This window comes from Agrobacterium leguminum (assembly GCF_005144435.2).
GTDB classification, from domain to species: Bacteria; Pseudomonadota; Alphaproteobacteria; order Rhizobiales; family Rhizobiaceae; genus Agrobacterium; species Agrobacterium leguminum.
Genome location: NZ_CP120211.1, coordinates 787,138 through 802,946, shown reverse-complemented (window position 1 = coordinate 802,946; position 15,809 = coordinate 787,138). Strand labels below are relative to the sequence as shown.

The 15,809-nt window shown below is 59.6% G+C and carries 15 protein-coding genes; 7 read left to right on the top strand and 8 right to left on the bottom strand.

Going from position 1 to position 15,809, the window contains the following annotated elements; all coding sequences use genetic code 11:
• Positions 1-2: 2 nt before the first annotated feature.
• From CFBP4996_RS03950 to CFBP4996_RS03940, 3 genes are all read right to left on the bottom strand, one after another.
• Positions 3-1,031, bottom strand: a complete 1,029-nt coding sequence (locus CFBP4996_RS03950; RefSeq protein ID WP_080852327.1) for a sensor domain-containing diguanylate cyclase — start codon at positions 1,029-1,031, stop codon at positions 3-5.
• Positions 1,032-1,235: 204 nt separating this feature from the next.
• Positions 1,236-1,685 (bottom strand): DNA polymerase III subunit chi, encoded by a 450-nt coding sequence (locus CFBP4996_RS03945; protein WP_003520745.1) that lies wholly within the window; start codon positions 1,683-1,685, stop codon positions 1,236-1,238.
• A 25-nt stretch (positions 1,686-1,710) separates the two neighbouring features.
• Positions 1,711-3,204, bottom strand: coding sequence for a leucyl aminopeptidase (locus tag CFBP4996_RS03940; RefSeq protein ID WP_080853194.1), 1,494 nt, complete (start codon positions 3,202-3,204; stop codon positions 1,711-1,713).
• Between the two features lie 298 nt (positions 3,205-3,502).
• Between CFBP4996_RS03940 and CFBP4996_RS03935 the strand changes: the two genes are divergently transcribed.
• The 7 genes from CFBP4996_RS03935 to CFBP4996_RS03905 all read left to right on the top strand — a co-directional run bounded on the left by CFBP4996_RS03935 (position 3,503) and on the right by CFBP4996_RS03905 (position 11,986).
• Positions 3,503-4,672 carry an LptF/LptG family permease gene (locus CFBP4996_RS03935; protein WP_035263025.1) on the top strand — a complete coding sequence of 390 codons (1,170 nt, stop codon included), beginning with the start codon at positions 3,503-3,505 and terminating at the stop codon, positions 4,670-4,672.
• Positions 4,669-5,757, top strand: a complete 1,089-nt coding sequence (gene lptG, locus CFBP4996_RS03930) for an LPS export ABC transporter permease LptG (protein WP_035263022.1) — start codon at positions 4,669-4,671, stop codon at positions 5,755-5,757. Before CFBP4996_RS03935 ends, lptG begins: the two co-directional genes overlap by 4 nt.
• On the top strand, positions 5,757-8,138 hold the full coding sequence (locus CFBP4996_RS03925; protein WP_080852329.1) for an LPS-assembly protein LptD: 2,382 nt from the start codon (positions 5,757-5,759) through the stop codon (positions 8,136-8,138). Before lptG ends, CFBP4996_RS03925 begins: the two co-directional genes overlap by 1 nt.
• 297 nt (positions 8,139-8,435) lie before the next feature.
• Positions 8,436-9,383 carry a SurA N-terminal domain-containing protein gene (locus tag CFBP4996_RS03920; protein ID WP_003520739.1) on the top strand — a complete coding sequence of 316 codons (948 nt, stop codon included), beginning with the start codon at positions 8,436-8,438 and terminating at the stop codon, positions 9,381-9,383.
• Positions 9,384-9,409: 26 nt separating this feature from the next.
• A complete protein-coding gene (gene pdxA / locus CFBP4996_RS03915; RefSeq protein ID WP_080853196.1) occupies positions 9,410-10,432 on the top strand; it encodes a 4-hydroxythreonine-4-phosphate dehydrogenase PdxA in 1,023 nt (340 codons plus the stop codon).
• On the top strand, positions 10,432-11,262 hold the full coding sequence (gene rsmA / locus CFBP4996_RS03910) for a 16S rRNA (adenine(1518)-N(6)/adenine(1519)-N(6))-dimethyltransferase RsmA (protein ID WP_080852331.1): 831 nt from the start codon (positions 10,432-10,434) through the stop codon (positions 11,260-11,262). Before pdxA ends, rsmA begins: the two co-directional genes overlap by 1 nt.
• Positions 11,263-11,335: 73 nt before the next feature.
• Positions 11,336-11,986 (top strand): alpha/beta hydrolase, encoded by a 651-nt coding sequence (locus tag CFBP4996_RS03905; protein WP_080852333.1) that lies wholly within the window; start codon positions 11,336-11,338, stop codon positions 11,984-11,986.
• A gap of 32 nt (positions 11,987-12,018) precedes the next feature.
• On the opposite strand, the gene vapC is transcribed toward CFBP4996_RS03905, so the two are convergent.
• The 5 genes from vapC to mltG form a co-directional block, all read right to left on the bottom strand.
• Positions 12,019-12,417: a type II toxin-antitoxin system tRNA(fMet)-specific endonuclease VapC gene (gene vapC, locus CFBP4996_RS03900; protein ID WP_020810687.1), complete on the bottom strand. Its 399-nt coding sequence runs from the start codon at positions 12,415-12,417 to the stop codon at positions 12,019-12,021.
• Entirely contained in the window at positions 12,417-12,650 is a 234-nt protein-coding gene (vapB, locus tag CFBP4996_RS03895; RefSeq protein WP_031233980.1) for a type II toxin-antitoxin system VapB family antitoxin, read from the bottom strand. The genes vapC and vapB overlap by 1 nt, the downstream gene beginning before the upstream one ends.
• Positions 12,651-12,743: 93 nt before the next feature.
• Positions 12,744-13,406: a guanylate kinase gene (gene gmk / locus CFBP4996_RS03890; RefSeq protein WP_080852335.1), complete on the bottom strand. Its 663-nt coding sequence runs from the start codon at positions 13,404-13,406 to the stop codon at positions 12,744-12,746.
• Between the two features lie 5 nt (positions 13,407-13,411).
• On the bottom strand, positions 13,412-14,299 hold the full coding sequence (locus tag CFBP4996_RS03885) for a YicC/YloC family endoribonuclease (RefSeq protein WP_003520732.1): 888 nt from the start codon (positions 14,297-14,299) through the stop codon (positions 13,412-13,414).
• A gap of 67 nt (positions 14,300-14,366) precedes the next feature.
• Positions 14,367-15,587: an endolytic transglycosylase MltG gene (mltG, locus tag CFBP4996_RS03880; RefSeq protein WP_020810689.1), complete on the bottom strand. Its 1,221-nt coding sequence runs from the start codon at positions 15,585-15,587 to the stop codon at positions 14,367-14,369.
• Positions 15,588-15,809: the final 222 nt, after the last annotated feature.

Sequence of the window (15,809 nt, the reverse complement as noted above, 5' to 3'; positions counted from 1 at the left end):
CCTCAAAGGGCGCGGCTGACGAAACGGTCGCGCCCTGATTTTTTGGCCTGATACAGCGCTTCGTCGACGCTGCATAGCAGCGTTGCCCGGTCTGCACCCGCCTGCGGAGCAAGCGCGCCGCCGATGCTGAGGCGGGCGTCCACCTCCTGCCCGTCCACGTCAAAGGGGTTCCGGAAAGCGGCCAGAAGCCGGTCCGCCAGCCCGTTCATGACATCGGGAGCGTCGGGCCGTGGTATAAAGATCGCGAATTCATCGCCGCCCATGCGCACGACGATGTCCTCCTTGCGGATTGCCTTGCGGATACGTCCGGCGGCAGCGGTCAGAACGCGGTCGCCGGCAGGATGGCCGAACGTGTCGTTGATGGTCTTGAAACCGTCCAGATCAAGATAAAGGACACCGAAGGCCTCGTTTGCACGCAGGGCCGCGCCGAGCTGGCCGTCGACAATCGCCTCCAGCGCCTTGCGATTATAAAAACCGGTCAGCGGATCGGTCATCGCCGCATCACGCAATTCGCGTTCGGCCAGACTCATGGTGAAATTGGCTTTCTGAAGCCGTAGCAATGCAGCCGCCAGCAACGCGAAATGTCTGAGATTGTCGATTTCGATGCGGGAAAAATTTCTCGGCACCGTATCGACCAGACAAAAGGCGCCAACAACAAGACCGGGCTCAAGTTCGATCGGCGCACCCGCATAGGAACGCAGCTCCGGCCCCCCTTTGACATAGGACATGAAGCGGAAATGCGGATGCTCGGTCAGATCGGAAATCACCACCACATCCTGCTTGGCGATGACGCGGTTGCAGATCGACAGATCGCGCGGGCATTCCGACAGTTCCATTCCCGCCTGCTCGGCGATATGAAGCCAATCCTCGTCGACAATATTGACCGCCGCGCGCGCCACGCCAAAAACCCCCTGCCCCAGTTGCGACAGCACTTTCAGCTCCGGCATCTCGGCATTCTTGAAAGACATGATCGACCGCACCGCGACCAGACGCTCGGTTTCTCCCTCCGGTCGCGATATCGCCTGTCCCATACTCATGTCCTTCTGCTGTTGCGTTACAGGAAGCCGCCCGAGGCAGAGCAGGTCAAACCAGCCGCCTCGCTCGAAGCGGAAGCCATTCCGCTACGTTTCCTTCGGGCGCATAATGCAAAAACCGGCAATTGACGCCACGTGCGAATTTTTGCCGGTCTGTTTGCGTATGGAACAAATCGTGGGGATGCCCAATCGGCGGTGCGATCAGGCCTTCTTCTGCCAGCGGCCTTCAGGCGACTGCTGCCAATAGGTCAGGGAATGCCCCTCCGTTTTCAGCCTTTTCCAGTGATTCCGCGCCATTTCGAGCTGGTAGGCATCGTACCCGTCGAACATGAACACGATACGCTCATAAGCCTCGACCGCCGGCGGCTCGGCGCCATCGACGAGAAAGCGGACACTTGCCGCGTTGGCGTTCTCGTCGGACGCCGTCAGGAGAATCGGCTGGTTTTGCGGTGCGGGCGAAGTATCGGTGGCGTGCGGCAGGAAACTGTCGTCACGAAAGGTCCACAGATGCGTGTCGAGGAAATCACGGCGCTCCTCGCCCACCGTCTGGATCGCGACTTTCCAGCCGCGTTCCAGCGATTTCTCGAGCAAGGGCGGCAACGCATCCTCCAGCTTCGATTCCGTCAGATGGTAAAACAGAATTTCAGTCATCCGCAGACGTGCCGCTCCGCTCGCTTCAATCTTCGTAATGGGCACGAACGAGTTCGTTCAGCAGCCGGACGCCGTAGCCCGATCCCCAGGACTGGTTGATCTCGGTCAGCGGCGAACCCATGGCGGTGCCGGCGATATCGAGATGCGCCCAGGAGGTTTCGCCCACGAAACGCTTGAGGAACTGCGCGGCGGTGACGGAACCCGCCAGACGGCCCGAGCTGTTCTTCATGTCGGCGAATTTGGAATCGATGATCTTGTCGTAATCCTTGCCGAGCGGCATGCGCCACAGTTTTTCGGCCGTCACATCGCCCGCCTGCGTGAGGCGCGCTGCAAGCTCGTCGTCATTGGAGAAAAGACCGGCCTGAAGATTGCCGAGCGCCACCGTGATCGCGCCCGTCAACGTGGCGAGGTTCACCATGAATTTCGGATTGAAGCGATCGTTGGTGTACCAGAGCGCATCGGCCAGAACCAGTCGGCCTTCGGCATCGGTATTGATGATCTCGATGGTCTGGCCGGACATGGAGGTGACGATATCGCCCGGACGCTGGGCATTGCCGTCAGGCATGTTTTCCACGAGGCCGATGACGCCGATTACATTCGCCTTGGCCTTGCGGGCGGCCAGCGCATGCATCAGGCCGGTCACGGCGGCGGCCCCGCCCATGTCGCCCTTCATATCCTCCATATTGAGGCCGGGCTTCAGCGAAATGCCGCCGGTATCGAAAACGACGCCCTTGCCGACGAAGGCAATCGGCTCATCCTTCTTGTTGCCGCCGTTCCACTGCATCACCGCAAGTCTGGGCGGACGCGCCGACCCCTGCGCCACACCGAGAAGCGCATTCATGCCGAGCTTCTTCAGCTCCTTCTCGCCGAGGACTTCCACCTCGACGCCGAGCTTGCGCAGCTCCTCCGCCTTCTCGGCAAATTCGACGGGGCCGAGAGCGTTCGGCGGCAGGTTGACGAGATCGCGCGCCAGGGTAACACCGCCCGCAACAGCCTCGGAGACGGCAAAAGCCTTTTCCGCTTCCTGATGGGCGGCCGTGACGATGACGATCTCGACCTTCTTCGGCGTCTTCTCTTCGTCGGACTTTTTCTTGGTCTTGTAGGCATCGAAGCTATAGGCGCGCAGCAGCAGGCCAAGCGCGAAATCCGCAGCCGCCTGCGCACCGACCTCTACGCCCGGCGCATCGAGATAGATGACGACCTTATCCGCCTTCTTGAAACTGGCGGCGGCGGTGCCGCCGGCGCGCAGCCAGTCATGGGCGACCAGCTTCGAGGGCTTGCCGAGGCCGATGACGAGCAGCCGGTCGGCGGCGGAACCCTGCGGCGCGATCACGTCGAGCGTCGTCATGGACTTTGCGGAAAAGCCCGAAATCTTCGCCGCCCTTTCGATCACACCGCCCGGATCGGCCTCAGAGGCGCCGGCGACGGCCTGCGCCTCACCCGAGGCCTGCAGCACAACGGCGAGCGCGTTTTCAAGCGCGGCGGAATTGGCGAAAGAAATATCGAATTTGGCGGACATGTTTTCCTGCTCTTCTTCTACGACTTGCACGATGCGCATGATCATGGCCTTTTCGGCCACGGGCGCAACCCCGCATTCTTTAAAGGCCTACAGTCGTTAAAGGAAAGGCATTTTTGTGGAATGCGAAATCGCGTCATGAAACCGACAGCTTGTTCCACAAAAAGACACAGGCGATGGAAAAATCATCGCGCAAAACATATTTGTGAGCACGCCGGAATAGCCAATTGCAAACGATGCGATTAGATAGGCGGAAATTCGGCGAGCGATCGCACGGAAAAACAATGTCGAACAGGGCCGTATGAAGCTTCTCGAGAACTATATCCTGCGGCGGACAACGCAGATGTTTCTGGTCGCGCTGCTGCCGGTGCTGGCCATCATCTGGACCATCCAGGTTCTCCAGAGAATCAATCTCGTCACCGATACCGGCCAGTCGATGGGTTCCTTCATGGCGCTCGCGACGATGATCCTGCCGACGCTGATCCCGGTCGTCCTGCCTTTCGCGCTGGTGATCGGCATCACCCAGATCTTCACGACGATGAACAACGATTCCGAGCTTGCCATCATCGATGCGGCGGGATCGCCCCGTTCGATCATGTATCGCCCGGTTCTCATTCTGGCCGCCATTCTGAGCGCGTTTTCCTTCACCATCACCAATTTCATCGAGCCGCCCGCCCGCAGCTCCGCCCGGCAGATGGTGGCCGCCGCCTATGCCGACCTTCTGTCCTCGGTGATCGAAGAAAAGACTTTCCGTACCATTCAGGACGGTCTTTACGTGCAGATCGCCCAGCGGCAGGGCCGCATCCTCAAGGGCCTGTTCGTCGCCGACCGCCGCGATCCGAATTTCGATCTCATCTATTATGCCAAGGAAGGCATGATCGATGAAAGCGGCACGTCGCTGACCATGCGCGACGGCGAAGTGCAGCAGAAGACGCCGGACGGCAAGGTTTCGATCGTCAAGTTCCTGTCCTATGCCTTCGACCTTTCGACCATGTCGGAAAAGCAGGATTCCGAGCCGTCGCTCTCTCCGGGCGACGCCAGCCTCGGTTTCCTTCTTTCGCCCGACGAGAACAATGCGAGCTACAAGCGCTCGCCGGAAGCCTTCCGCAGCGAGCTGCACAAGCGCCTGTCGGACTGGATGTTCGCTTTCTCCTTCGCGCTGATTTCGCTGGTCATCGCCGCCGATGCCCGTTCGCACCGCGAAGCGCGCCTGCATCCGATGGTCGCCGCACTGGTGACGGCCTTCATGCTGCGGTGGCTTGGTTTTTACGTCACCAATCAGATCAAGCAGAGCGCGGCCTTCATTCCGCTGGTCTATGCCGTTCCGGGCCTCAGCGGCGGCGCCGCCGCCTTCATTCTGCTGACCGGCCGCAAGCCGAAAATGCCGAAAATCATCGCCGATGCGATGGGTCGTCTGCGCCGTCTCTTCTCCAGCCGGATGGCGAAAAGCTCTGGGAGCGGCAACGCATGATTTTCAACACGCTCTCCCGGTATTTCCTGAAGCGATATCTGATCACCGCCATCTGGTTCGTGCTCGGCGTATCCTCGATCATTTACCTTGCCGACTTCAGCGAAACGGCACGGCGCATGTCCGGCCTGCCCGGCTATTCCGTTCCGGCCGCCCTTGGCCTGACGGCGCTTCGTCTGCCGCTTATCCTGCAACAGACCGTACCCTTCATCGCGCTTTTCGTCGGTATGACGACGCTGATCTCGCTCAACCGGCGTTACGAACTGGTGGTGACGCGCGCCGCCGGCATTTCCGCCTGGCAGTTCATCCTTCCCTTCGTGCTCGGCGCGGTTTTCATCGGCATCCTGTCGGTCACCATCCTGAACCCCATCGCGGCATGGGGCCAGAACAAGTCGCTGGCGATGGAAGCCGGCCTGCGCAACGAAGCGGGCGGCGGCCGCCAGCAGGAGATCATTCCGTGGATGCGCCAGGCAAGCGGCGGCCAGGATACGATCATCGGCGCCAAGAGCTTCGAGGACAATGGAACGCTGCTTCTCGACGTGGTTCTGATCGACATCGACAAGGACGGAAACATCGTCTCGCGTAAGGATGCGAAGTCGGCTAAATTGGAAGATGGTTACTGGCTTCTTAACGGCGTTTCGGAAACCCGCGCCGGGCATGTGCCAGTTCGGCAAGAAAGCACGCGGATCAGTACCAATCTGAGACGGGAATTCGTTCAGGAGCGCATGACGCAGACGGAAACCGTTGCTTTCTTTGACCTTTCTCACAAGATCGAAGTTGCAAAGTCCTTTGGACTATCTTCGAAGGCGCTTGAGACGCAGTATCATTTCCTGCTATCGACGCCCCTGCTTCTGGTTGCGATGACCTTGATCGCCGCGACCGTTTCATTAAAGTTCAGCCGCTTCGCCCAATCGCGCTCCGTGATTCTGGGTGGAATCGTTTCCGGCTTCGTGCTTTATGTAGTAACCGTGCTCGTAAGGGCATTCGGGAGTGGTGGTGTTGTCCCTCCCACCGTCGCGGTCTGGGTTCCAGTCATCGTGGCGTTGGCTTTGGGGGCAACCATTCTGCTTCATCAGGAGGACGGCTAGTGGCGGTATATGACCGCGGGAATATCAGACGGCTTTGGACGGCCCTTCTGACAGGTGCCGCTGTGTGCGCGTATTTGGCATCCAGCCCGGTCGCTTTCGGCCAGGATGGTTTGCTTGCGTCGGCAAGCCAAGACGATTCGAAACTCCTGCTTACAGCAAATGAACTGACCTATAATCGCGATTCCCAGCGCGTGATCGCGAAGGGCGTGGTTCGCATGAAATATTCGGGCTACCGCATGGTGGCCCAGCAAGTGGAATATAACCAGCAGACCGGCCGCGTGATCGCCCATGGCAATATCGAGCTGATCGAGCCGGGCGGCAACAAGATCTATGCCGACGAGATGGACGTGACCGACGATTTCGGTCAGGGCTTCGTCAATGCGCTGCGCGTCGAGACCACGGACAATACCCGTATCGCCGGTGAAAGCGCCGAGCGTCTCGAAGGCGACCTGATGGTGCTCAATAACGGTGTCTACACCGCGTGTCTGCCCTGCGCCGAGCGGCCCGAAAAGGCGCCGCTGTGGCAGGTCAAGGCCGAGCGCGTCGTTCAGGACGGCAAGACCCATACGGTGCGGCTGGAAAAGGCCCGCCTGCAGCTTTTCGGCCATTCGATCGCCTATCTGCCGTTCCTTACGGTTCCGGACAATACGGTGAAGCGTAAATCCGGCTTCCTGTTCCCGCAGATGAGCATTACCGACAATCTCGGTTTCGGTATCGGTGTCCCCTATTTCCACGTCCTGTCCGACACTTCGGACGTGACCGTCACGCCGACCTATTACACGACGCAGGGTCTGCTGCTGCAGGCGGAATTGCGCCAGCGCTTCGAAACCGGCATGCACACGGTCACGATTGCGGGCATCAGCCAGCAGAAGTCCGAAACCTTCACGGCCGGCACCAGCGACGCCCTCAACGACAATCGCGGCATGATCGCAAGCAAGGGTGATTTCTCGATCAACCCGCGCTGGGCGTTCGGCTGGGATGCCATGGTGCAGACCGACAATAACTTTTCGCGCACCTATGGGCTGAAGGGTTATAAAAACGACGTTCAGACCAACCAGATTTATCTGAACGGTGCGAGTGAGCGTAACAGCTTCGAAGCCCGCGGTTATTATTTCAACGTTCAGGATACGGACAATACCGAAGCCAAGGAACGCAAACAGGCAATCGTCCACCCGGTTGTCGACTACCGTTATTTCGTGCCGGATCCGGTTTATGGCGGCGAACTTTCGCTGACCACCAACCTGACGAGCATCACGCGCCTGCGGCAGGATGCTTACGCGCTCGGCGGTTATCCGCGTTTCAGCGGGCTTGAGGGCGACTATACGCGCCTTTCCACCGAAGCCGAGTGGAAGCGCACCTTCACGATGGACAGCGGCCTGCAGATCACGCCGATATTCGCCGCGCGCGGCGACGCGCTCTGGACGGACATGTCTCCTGCGGCCTTCACCTCGGGCGGGACCTCCTATGCCTATGAGGGCATGATGCATGACGGTGCGGCTTTCCGCGGCATGGTCACCGGTGGCCTGGAAGTGCGTTACCCCTGGCTGTTCACCGCGCTCAACAGCAGCCACGTGATCGAGCCCATTGCACAGATTTTCGTGCGTCCGAACGAACAATATGCCGGCCGCCTTCCGAACGAGGATGCACAGGCATTCGTCTTCGACGCGACCAATCTGTTCGAACGCGACAAATTCTCCGGTTTCGACCGGATCGAAGGTGGCACGCGCGCCAATATCGGCTTCCGCTATAACGGTACGTTCGACAATGGCTACGGCGTTCGCGCCATTGCCGGTCAGTCCTTCCATCTGGCGGGCGACAATTCCTTCGCCTCCTACGATCTCGTCAATGCGGGCGCCAATTCGGGCCTCGAATCCGACCGTTCGGATTACGTCGCCATGGCCGCTTTCGATGCGCCGATCGGACTTTCGCTGTCGTCGAGCCTGCGTCTCGACAAGGACGATTTCGACATCAACCGTTCGGAAACCGGTATCAGCTATTCGGACCGTCGCCTTACCGGCAAGCTCAGCTATACGCAGGTCAAGGCACAGCCGAAATACGGCTATAACGAAGACCGCGATATCATCCAGGCGTCCGGTTCGCTGCGCATGGACGACAATTGGTCGCTGTTCGGTTCGATCAATTACGATCTGAACGGGAAGTTTGCCGCCGAACGCCGCATCGGCATTGCCTATCAAGATGAGTGCACGATCCTGACGGTCAGCTATTCCGACGAAGGCAATATCAATTCCAGCCGTCAGGCCGCCAATGACTGGTCGATCAATGCCCGTCTGGCCTTCCGTACGCTCGGCGATATCAGCGTCGGTTCAGCCAATGAGGACTGGAACGACATGGATATTGGCTGGAAGCCAAACAACTACTGAGTTTAGAGGCAGGTTACGCAGCATCGTGACCTGCCTTTTTACCATTTGGCCAGTAAAGCCACGGTTTCGCCGCAACAACACGCCAATGTCGGCCGCGCATGGAACCTATCGGGTTTTCTTTCAACAAACCGACACATTGCCGTCTTGCGGATCGCGATGATATATACGTGGCAAATTCGCGGTGCGGATGCACAGTTGCAGGTCTGAAAAGCGGGAGAGTTCAATATTTCCCTCATCAGGCAGAACAGATTGGCGGGACAGGGCAACAGGCCCCTGCCCGACGAAAGGGAGAAGGATATGATGAATTTCGGAAAGACGGCTTTGCGTGGCGCTGCTTTCGCCTTTGCGATATTCGCCGTTCCCATGGCCGTTGTGCCCTATGCCGGCCAGGCCTTCGCCGATAGCACCGTCAAGATCGTCGTCAACAAGACCCCCATCACCAATGACGATATCGCCAAGCGCGTCGCCTTCCTCAAGCTGCAGCGCCAGTCCGGTAATCTCAATGAAAAGGCGCGCGAGCAGCTTGTCGATGAAGCGCTGAAGCGCGAGGAAATCGGCCGCGTCAAGATGTCGGTCAGCACCGACGATGTCGATGCGGCCTTCGCACGCTTTGCCGGCAACAACAAGATGACCCCGCAGCAATTGACGAAGGTGCTTGCGCAGGCGGGTGTCGGAGCCGATCATTTCAAGGCCTTCATCGCCGTTCAGATGAGCTGGCCGCGCCTTGTCAACGCCCGTTATGGCGCACGCGGCAAGATGTCGACGCAGGATCTCGTTACCCGACTGAAGGAACGCGGCGACAAGCCCGTCACCACGGAATATTTCCTGCAGCAGGTCATCTTCGTTATCCCGGAATCGAAACGCAACGCCATTACCGGCAAGCGCAAAGCCGAGGCTGAAGCATCGCGCAAGCGTTATCCCGGCTGCGACCAGGCCATGAGCTTCGCCGCAACCATGCGCGACGTGGCGATCAAGGACCTTGGCCGCATTCTGGCGCCGGAGCTGCCGGAAGACTGGAAGGCGCTGGTGGAGAAGACCAAGGAAGGCGGCACCACCGGCACCCGCGTCACCGAAAAGGGCGTCGAATATCTGGCCATCTGCAAGCAGCGCCAGGTTTCCGACGACTATGCGGCGGAAATGGTGTTCAAGTCCGAAGATCTGATGAAGGCCAAGGACGGCGAAAACCCGAACGAAAAGAAATATATGGATGAGCTGCGCAAGAAGGCGCAGATCGTCAACACCTGATATTGATACGAGAGCCGGGTCTTTCCGTGACATATGCATCCCTGCCGCTTGCCCTGACACAGGGAGATCCAGCCGGTATCGGCCCCGACATCGCCATCACCGCCTGGGCTAAGCGCCGGGAGAACGGCGTGCCGCCCTTCATCTTCATCGGCGATCCCGATGTGGTGGCGAGCCGCGCGGCGCTGATCGGCGTGCCGGTCAATATCGAGACCTGTGATGCGGAAAGCGCCGTCGGCCTGTTCGAACAGGCTTTCCCCATCCTCCCCCTTCCTGTCGGCTTCGAAGTGCAGGCGGGTCAGCCGCATGTCGGAGCGGCGCACGCGACGATCAAGGCCATCGAGACCGCCGTTTCCCTCACGGTCGAGGGCAAGGCTGCGGCCGTCGTCACCAATCCGATCGCGAAATCGGTGCTTTATGAGGCGGGTTTCGGCTTTCCCGGTCATACGGAATTTCTGGCCGATCTCGCCCTGCGCCAGACCGGCGAGCAAGTCATCCCGGTCATGATGATTGCCGGCCCCAAGGTCCGTGTCGTCCCGGTGACGATCCATATCCCCGTGAAAGACGTGCCGGCCGCTCTCACCGAAGAGCTGATCGTCACGACCTGCCGGATCATCAACGCCGATCTCCGGCAAAAATTCGGCATCGAGGCGCCGCGTCTGGCGGTTGCCGGCCTCAACCCGCATGCGGGTGAAGATGGCGCACTCGGCACCGAGGATCGCGATATCGTCCACCCGGCGACCATGCGGTTGCGGAAGGACGGGATCGATGCCTTCGGACCCCTGCCCGCCGATACCATGTTCCACGATGCCGCCCGCAAGCGTTATGACGTGGCGGTGTGCATGTATCACGATCAGGCGCTCATTCCGGCCAAGGCGCTCGGCTTTGACGATTCCGTCAATGTCACGCTCGGCCTACCCTTTATCCGCACCTCGCCCGACCATGGCACCGCCTTCGGTATTGCCGGCCAGGGCATAGCCAATGAGGCGAGCCTGGTGGCGGCGCTGAAGATGGCGGCGGACATTTCCCTCCGCAGCCAGGCCAACGCATAATGGCGGCCATCGACGGACTGCCGCCGCTGCGCGATGTCATCCAGCGCCACGGGCTCGACGCGAAGAAATCGCTCGGCCAGAACTTCCTGTTCGACCTCAATCTCACCCAGAAGATCGCAAGGACAGCAGGGCCGCTAGACGGCGTGACGGTGATAGAGGTCGGCCCCGGTCCCGGCGGGCTCACCCGCGCCATTCTTTCGCTCGGGGCAAAAAAGGTCATCGCCGTCGAACGCGACAGCCGCTGCCTGCCGGCGCTGGCGGAAATCGAAGCGCATTATCCCGGACGGCTCGAAGTCATCGAGGGCGACGCCCTCAAGACCGATTTCGAGGCTCTGGTTCCCGCCGGCGAACCGGTGCGGATCATCGCCAACCTGCCCTACAATGTCGGCACGCAATTGCTGGTCAACTGGCTGCTGCCGAAACAATGGCCACCCTTCTGGCTCTCCATGACGCTGATGTTCCAGAAGGAAGTCGGCCAGCGCATCGTGGCCGAAGAAGGCGACAACCATTATGGCCGGCTGGGCGTTCTCGCCGGCTGGCGCACGGTCGCCGAAATGGCCTTCGACGTTCCGCCACAAGCCTTCAGCCCGCCGCCGAAGGTAACCTCCACCGTCGTGCACCTGCTGCCGAAGGACAAGCCGCTGCCCTGCGATGTCGCCAAGCTTGAAAAGGTGACGGAAGCCGCCTTCGGCCAACGCCGCAAGATGCTGCGCCAGAGTGTAAAAAGCCTTGGCGGCGAAACGCTTCTGGAAAAAGCGGGGATCGATCCCACACGGCGAGCGGAAACGCTGTCGGTGGAGGAATTCGTCACTTTGGCGAACTGCCTGTAAATCCGTCGTGGAATGTGCCATTCCGAGCAGCGGGACACGGGTTCGTGGAGATTGCGAATAAAGGAAGAAGTGCGTGGAGAGTGCCGGTTTTCATTACAAGCTCGACATTCCCGCTGAAACGCCCGACTGCGCGGTTGTCTTGCTGCATGGATCGGGACGAACGGAAGACGATCTCATTTCTTTTGGCCGCACCGTCTTTCCTAACGGTGTCTTATACGCGCCGAGAGGCGCCGTTCCCTGGGAAAATGGCTTCGCATTTTTTCGCAGAAAACCCGACAGACAGCTCGATATTGACGACCTCAAACATCGAGCGACCAGCCTCTGCCAGTTCATAGACTTTGTATTTCATGAGACCGGGCAGAGACCCCTTCTCGTTGGATATTCGAACGGCGCGATCATAGCGGCTGAAACCATATGTCTGAATCGGAATTTGTCGAGGGGAGCCATTCTACTTCGCCCGCTTTCTCCAAGAACGGATCAGGCTCTCCCAAACCTCTCAGGATACCCCATACTCCTGCTCGCCGGCGCCTACGACGAAAGGCGTCACCCCACCGATGCGCCGCATTTGGCCAACCAACTGGCATCGGCCGGTGCGGATGTTGTTCTGCAGACAGTTGAGACGGGCCACGGCTGGGCTGAAGACGCCGCAGACGAGCAGCTATCTCGCCAATGGGCGGCAAATGAACCTATCTCCCAGAGAGCAGCAGCGACTCCCATCGGTTAGCCGAACGTTTTGGAACAGGGCGAGGCCGAGGACTAAACCCAGTTTTCAACTCGCAAACCGGGCATCCGGACAAACTCGCGCATATTATTGGTTACGACGATCAGCCCCTCGCTACGGGCATGACCACCAATCTGCATATCATGAACGCCGCATGGCGTTCCAGCCTTGGCAAGTTCGGCCCTGATCTGTCCGTAATGTGCGGCGCCTTTGTCGGCGAAAGGCAGAACGTCCAAACGCGCGGTAAAATTTTCAATGGCGTTGATGTTTTCCTGGCGCCGGACGGATTTTTCAGCACCATAATAGAGCTCGCCAAGTGTGATGCTCGAAATACACAGTTGATCTGCCAGAGCGTTGAATTTCTCCCGCAGCTCCGGAGGATAAGTCTTCATCACATAGATACATATATTGGTATCGAGCATATATGTGAGCATCAGAAGGGCTCGCGCTCATCCAATGCAGGCTCTTCGCGAACGGAAAGAAAATCATCCGTTGCACGAGGGCCGGTCAGAAAAAGGTCGTCCCAGCGCTTTCCCTGCGGCACTATAACACGCGCGAGACCGATTTTCAGAACATCGACCTTATGCACGTCATCAGGAAAAGCCACGGCCTTCGGTAGCCTTACAGCTTGACTGCGATTGCTTATAAAAACCGTTGACGTAGCCATTGTCAGAGCCTCGTATATCCTGCTGGGATATACATAACGTCTAACTGCTTCGGTTTCAAGGTTTTGGGGCCGGTAGCCAAACGCTACCTTCCATCAGAGCTTCGGCTCTTCCTCGAGCAACGCCCGCACGAAATCGAACATGCCGTGGCGCCGGTCGCGGCGGACGCGTTCGGCCTTCACGATGGCTTCGACGGCCTCGAAGGCGGCCTGCAGGTCGTCATTGAGGATGACATAGTCATAGTCGCGCCAGTGCTCGATTTCGGCACGGGAATTGAGGAGCCGGGTCTTGATGACCTCTTCGGTGTCCTCGGCGCGGCGATGCAGGCGCGATTGAAGTTCGGTCATGGTCGGCGGCAGGATGAAGATCGAAACGACGTCCGCCTTCATCTTGTCCTGAAGCTGCTCGGCGCCCTGCCAGTCGATATCGAACAGCATGTCGCGGCCGGCAGCCATGGCATCTTCCACCGGCCCACGCGGGGTGCCGTAAAAATTGCCGTGAACTTCAGCCCATTCCAGCAGCGCATCGCTATCCCGCAGGCGCTCGAATTCACGAGTGGAAATGAAATGGTAGTGGATGCCGTCAATCTCGCTCTGGCGGCGCGGACGCGTCGTGACGCTGACGGACAGGCCGATATTCTTGTCCTTGTCGAGCAGGTTGCGCGCAATCGTGGATTTGCCCGCGCCGGATGGCGAAGAAATCACCAGCATCAACCCTCTGCGGGCAATCGTGACGGGAGAATTATTCACCGGGGCCATGGGGTCTACTCCAGATTTTGGACCTGCTCGCGGAACTGATCGATCACCACTTTCAGCTCTATGCCTGCTGCGGTTACCGCACTGGCGTTCGATTTGGAACAGATTGTATTCGACTCGCGGTTAAATTCCTGTGCAAGAAAATCGAGCTTGCGTCCTACCGGCCCGCCATTGGCCAAAAGCTCCCGCGACGCCTGAACATGGGCGTGCAGCCGGTCAATCTCTTCGCGCAGATCCGCCTTGGTGGCGAGCAGCGCCGCCTCGGCATGCAGCCGGTCACGGTCGAGACCATGCAAGCCGTCGCCGATAAGGGCGATCTGTTGGGCGAGCCGTGCCGCGATCTGTTCCGGCTGGCGGGAAGGATCGCTTTCAATGATGTCCGCGAGCTGCTCGATCCGGTTGATATGACCGGACAGGATCGCAAACAGCGACGCCCCTTCCCGCTCGCGCATATCCTTCAGCTTCTCGACGGCGGCGGCGAAGCCGGCAAGCACATCGCCGTTGCGCGCGGCCTGCGCCTCCGCGTCATCTTCCGCCTCACGAAAATCGACGAGCCCGCGCAGCGTGAGCAGCGTGTCGAAGCTCAGCGGCTTGTCTTCCACGACGTCGCCAAGCTCCTTCTTCAGCGCCAGAACCGCCGCCAGAGCATCGCGGTTGATCACCGCCTCCAGCCGGTTTTCCGCAATCGCCAGCGTCAGACCCGCCTGGATATTGCCGCGGGAAAGATGCTCGCCTGCGATTTCGCGCAGAGCCGTTTCCAGCGCTTCAAGACCGGTCGGCAGACGCAGGCGCACATCGAGCCCCTTGCCGTTCACCGAACGCAATTCCCACGCCCAGCGGTAACGGCCGGAGGTTCCTTCGCTGCGTGCGAAGCCGGTCATCGATTGCAATGTCATATCTGGAAGCCCCCCGTCATACTGTGCAAAACCGGGCCTGTGCGGACGCAGGGCCCGGTCAGGATTTTCAATTGTTGGCCGGCTTTTCCGCCTCGGCCCCGCCCGGCTGGCCATCCACGACAACATCGGGATTGGCGCCGGAGGCCGCCTTTTCGGCCTCTATCTTGCGCCAGCGGCGCACATTGGCGTTATGCTCTTCAAGCGTCTTCGCAAACACATGGCCGCCGGTGCCATCGGCAACGAAATAAAGGTCATCCGTGCGCCATGGATTGGCCACGGCCTCAAGCGCCGCCCGGCCCGGATTGGCGATGGGCGACGGCGGCAGGCCCTTGATGACATAGGTGTTGAACGGCGTCTGCTTCTGCAGGTCCGACTGGTAAATCGGGCGGTCCGACGGTTTGCCGTCGCCACCGAACAGGCCATAGATGATCGTCGGGTCGGATTGCAGGCGCATGCCCTTCTTCAGACGGTTGTAGAACACCGAAGCGACATGGGCGCGCTCGTCATCCTTGCCGGTTTCCTTCTCGACGATAGAGGCAAGCGTCACGAATTCCTCGACGGTCTTGATCGGCAGGTCGGGATCGCGCCGTTCCCAGATCATGTCGATCAGCTTGTCCTGCGCCGCACTCATCTGGTTGATGATTTCTTCGCGCTTGGTGCCGCGGGTGAAGCGATAGGTATCGGGGCGCAGGCTTCCTTCCGGCGGCAGGGCCGAGGGCAATTCGCCATCCAGCACTTCATCCGCTCCAAGGCGCGCGAACATCTGCTTCACGGTCAGGCCTTCCGGCAACGACACCGAATAAAGGATCGACTTGCCGGACTCCAGCAGCATCATGATGTCCTTCATCGATGCGCCGGCCTTGATCTCATATTCGCCGGCCTTCAGCGTCTGGTCCTTCTGCAGGTAGCTGCCGGTCATCAGGCGGAAGACACGGGCGTTGGAGATGACCTCGTTACGCTCGAGATTATTGGCGATCTCAATGATGCCGGCGCCGTTGCGCACCGTGAAATGTGTGTTCGTCTGGAGCGGACCGGGCTCCTGGAACGCATCGATCATGTAATAGAAAGCGGCAATGGCCAGCACACAGACGGCAACCGCAAGCGTCATCAGAAAATTCAGAAAGATCACAAGCTGGCCGTGGGCCTTGCGGGAGCGCTTGGGCGGAGCCGGCACTTTTTCCGGCCGCAGGGCTTCCGTCGGGGATTTCGGAATGATCGGGCCGCGATTGCCTTCGCCCGCGCCGTTTTGTCCGTATGGTCCCTGGCTGTTCTGGTTCGTGTCGCTCACCGTCGGTCCTTTTCAGTTCGGCGTTGTCAGCGCTTTTTGCGCAGGTAATGCGGCAAAAACAGGTTCGGAATGTCTTCCTGCACCACATAGAGATATCGTGAAGCCTTGCTATTCCGCTTCACGAACATCGTTTCGGACAAAGCCGATGGAGGAAGCAGCCTGCGGCCGGAAATCACCCCGAACCGGCAAACGCTTCCCATAAACGACTACAATATCGGCGCG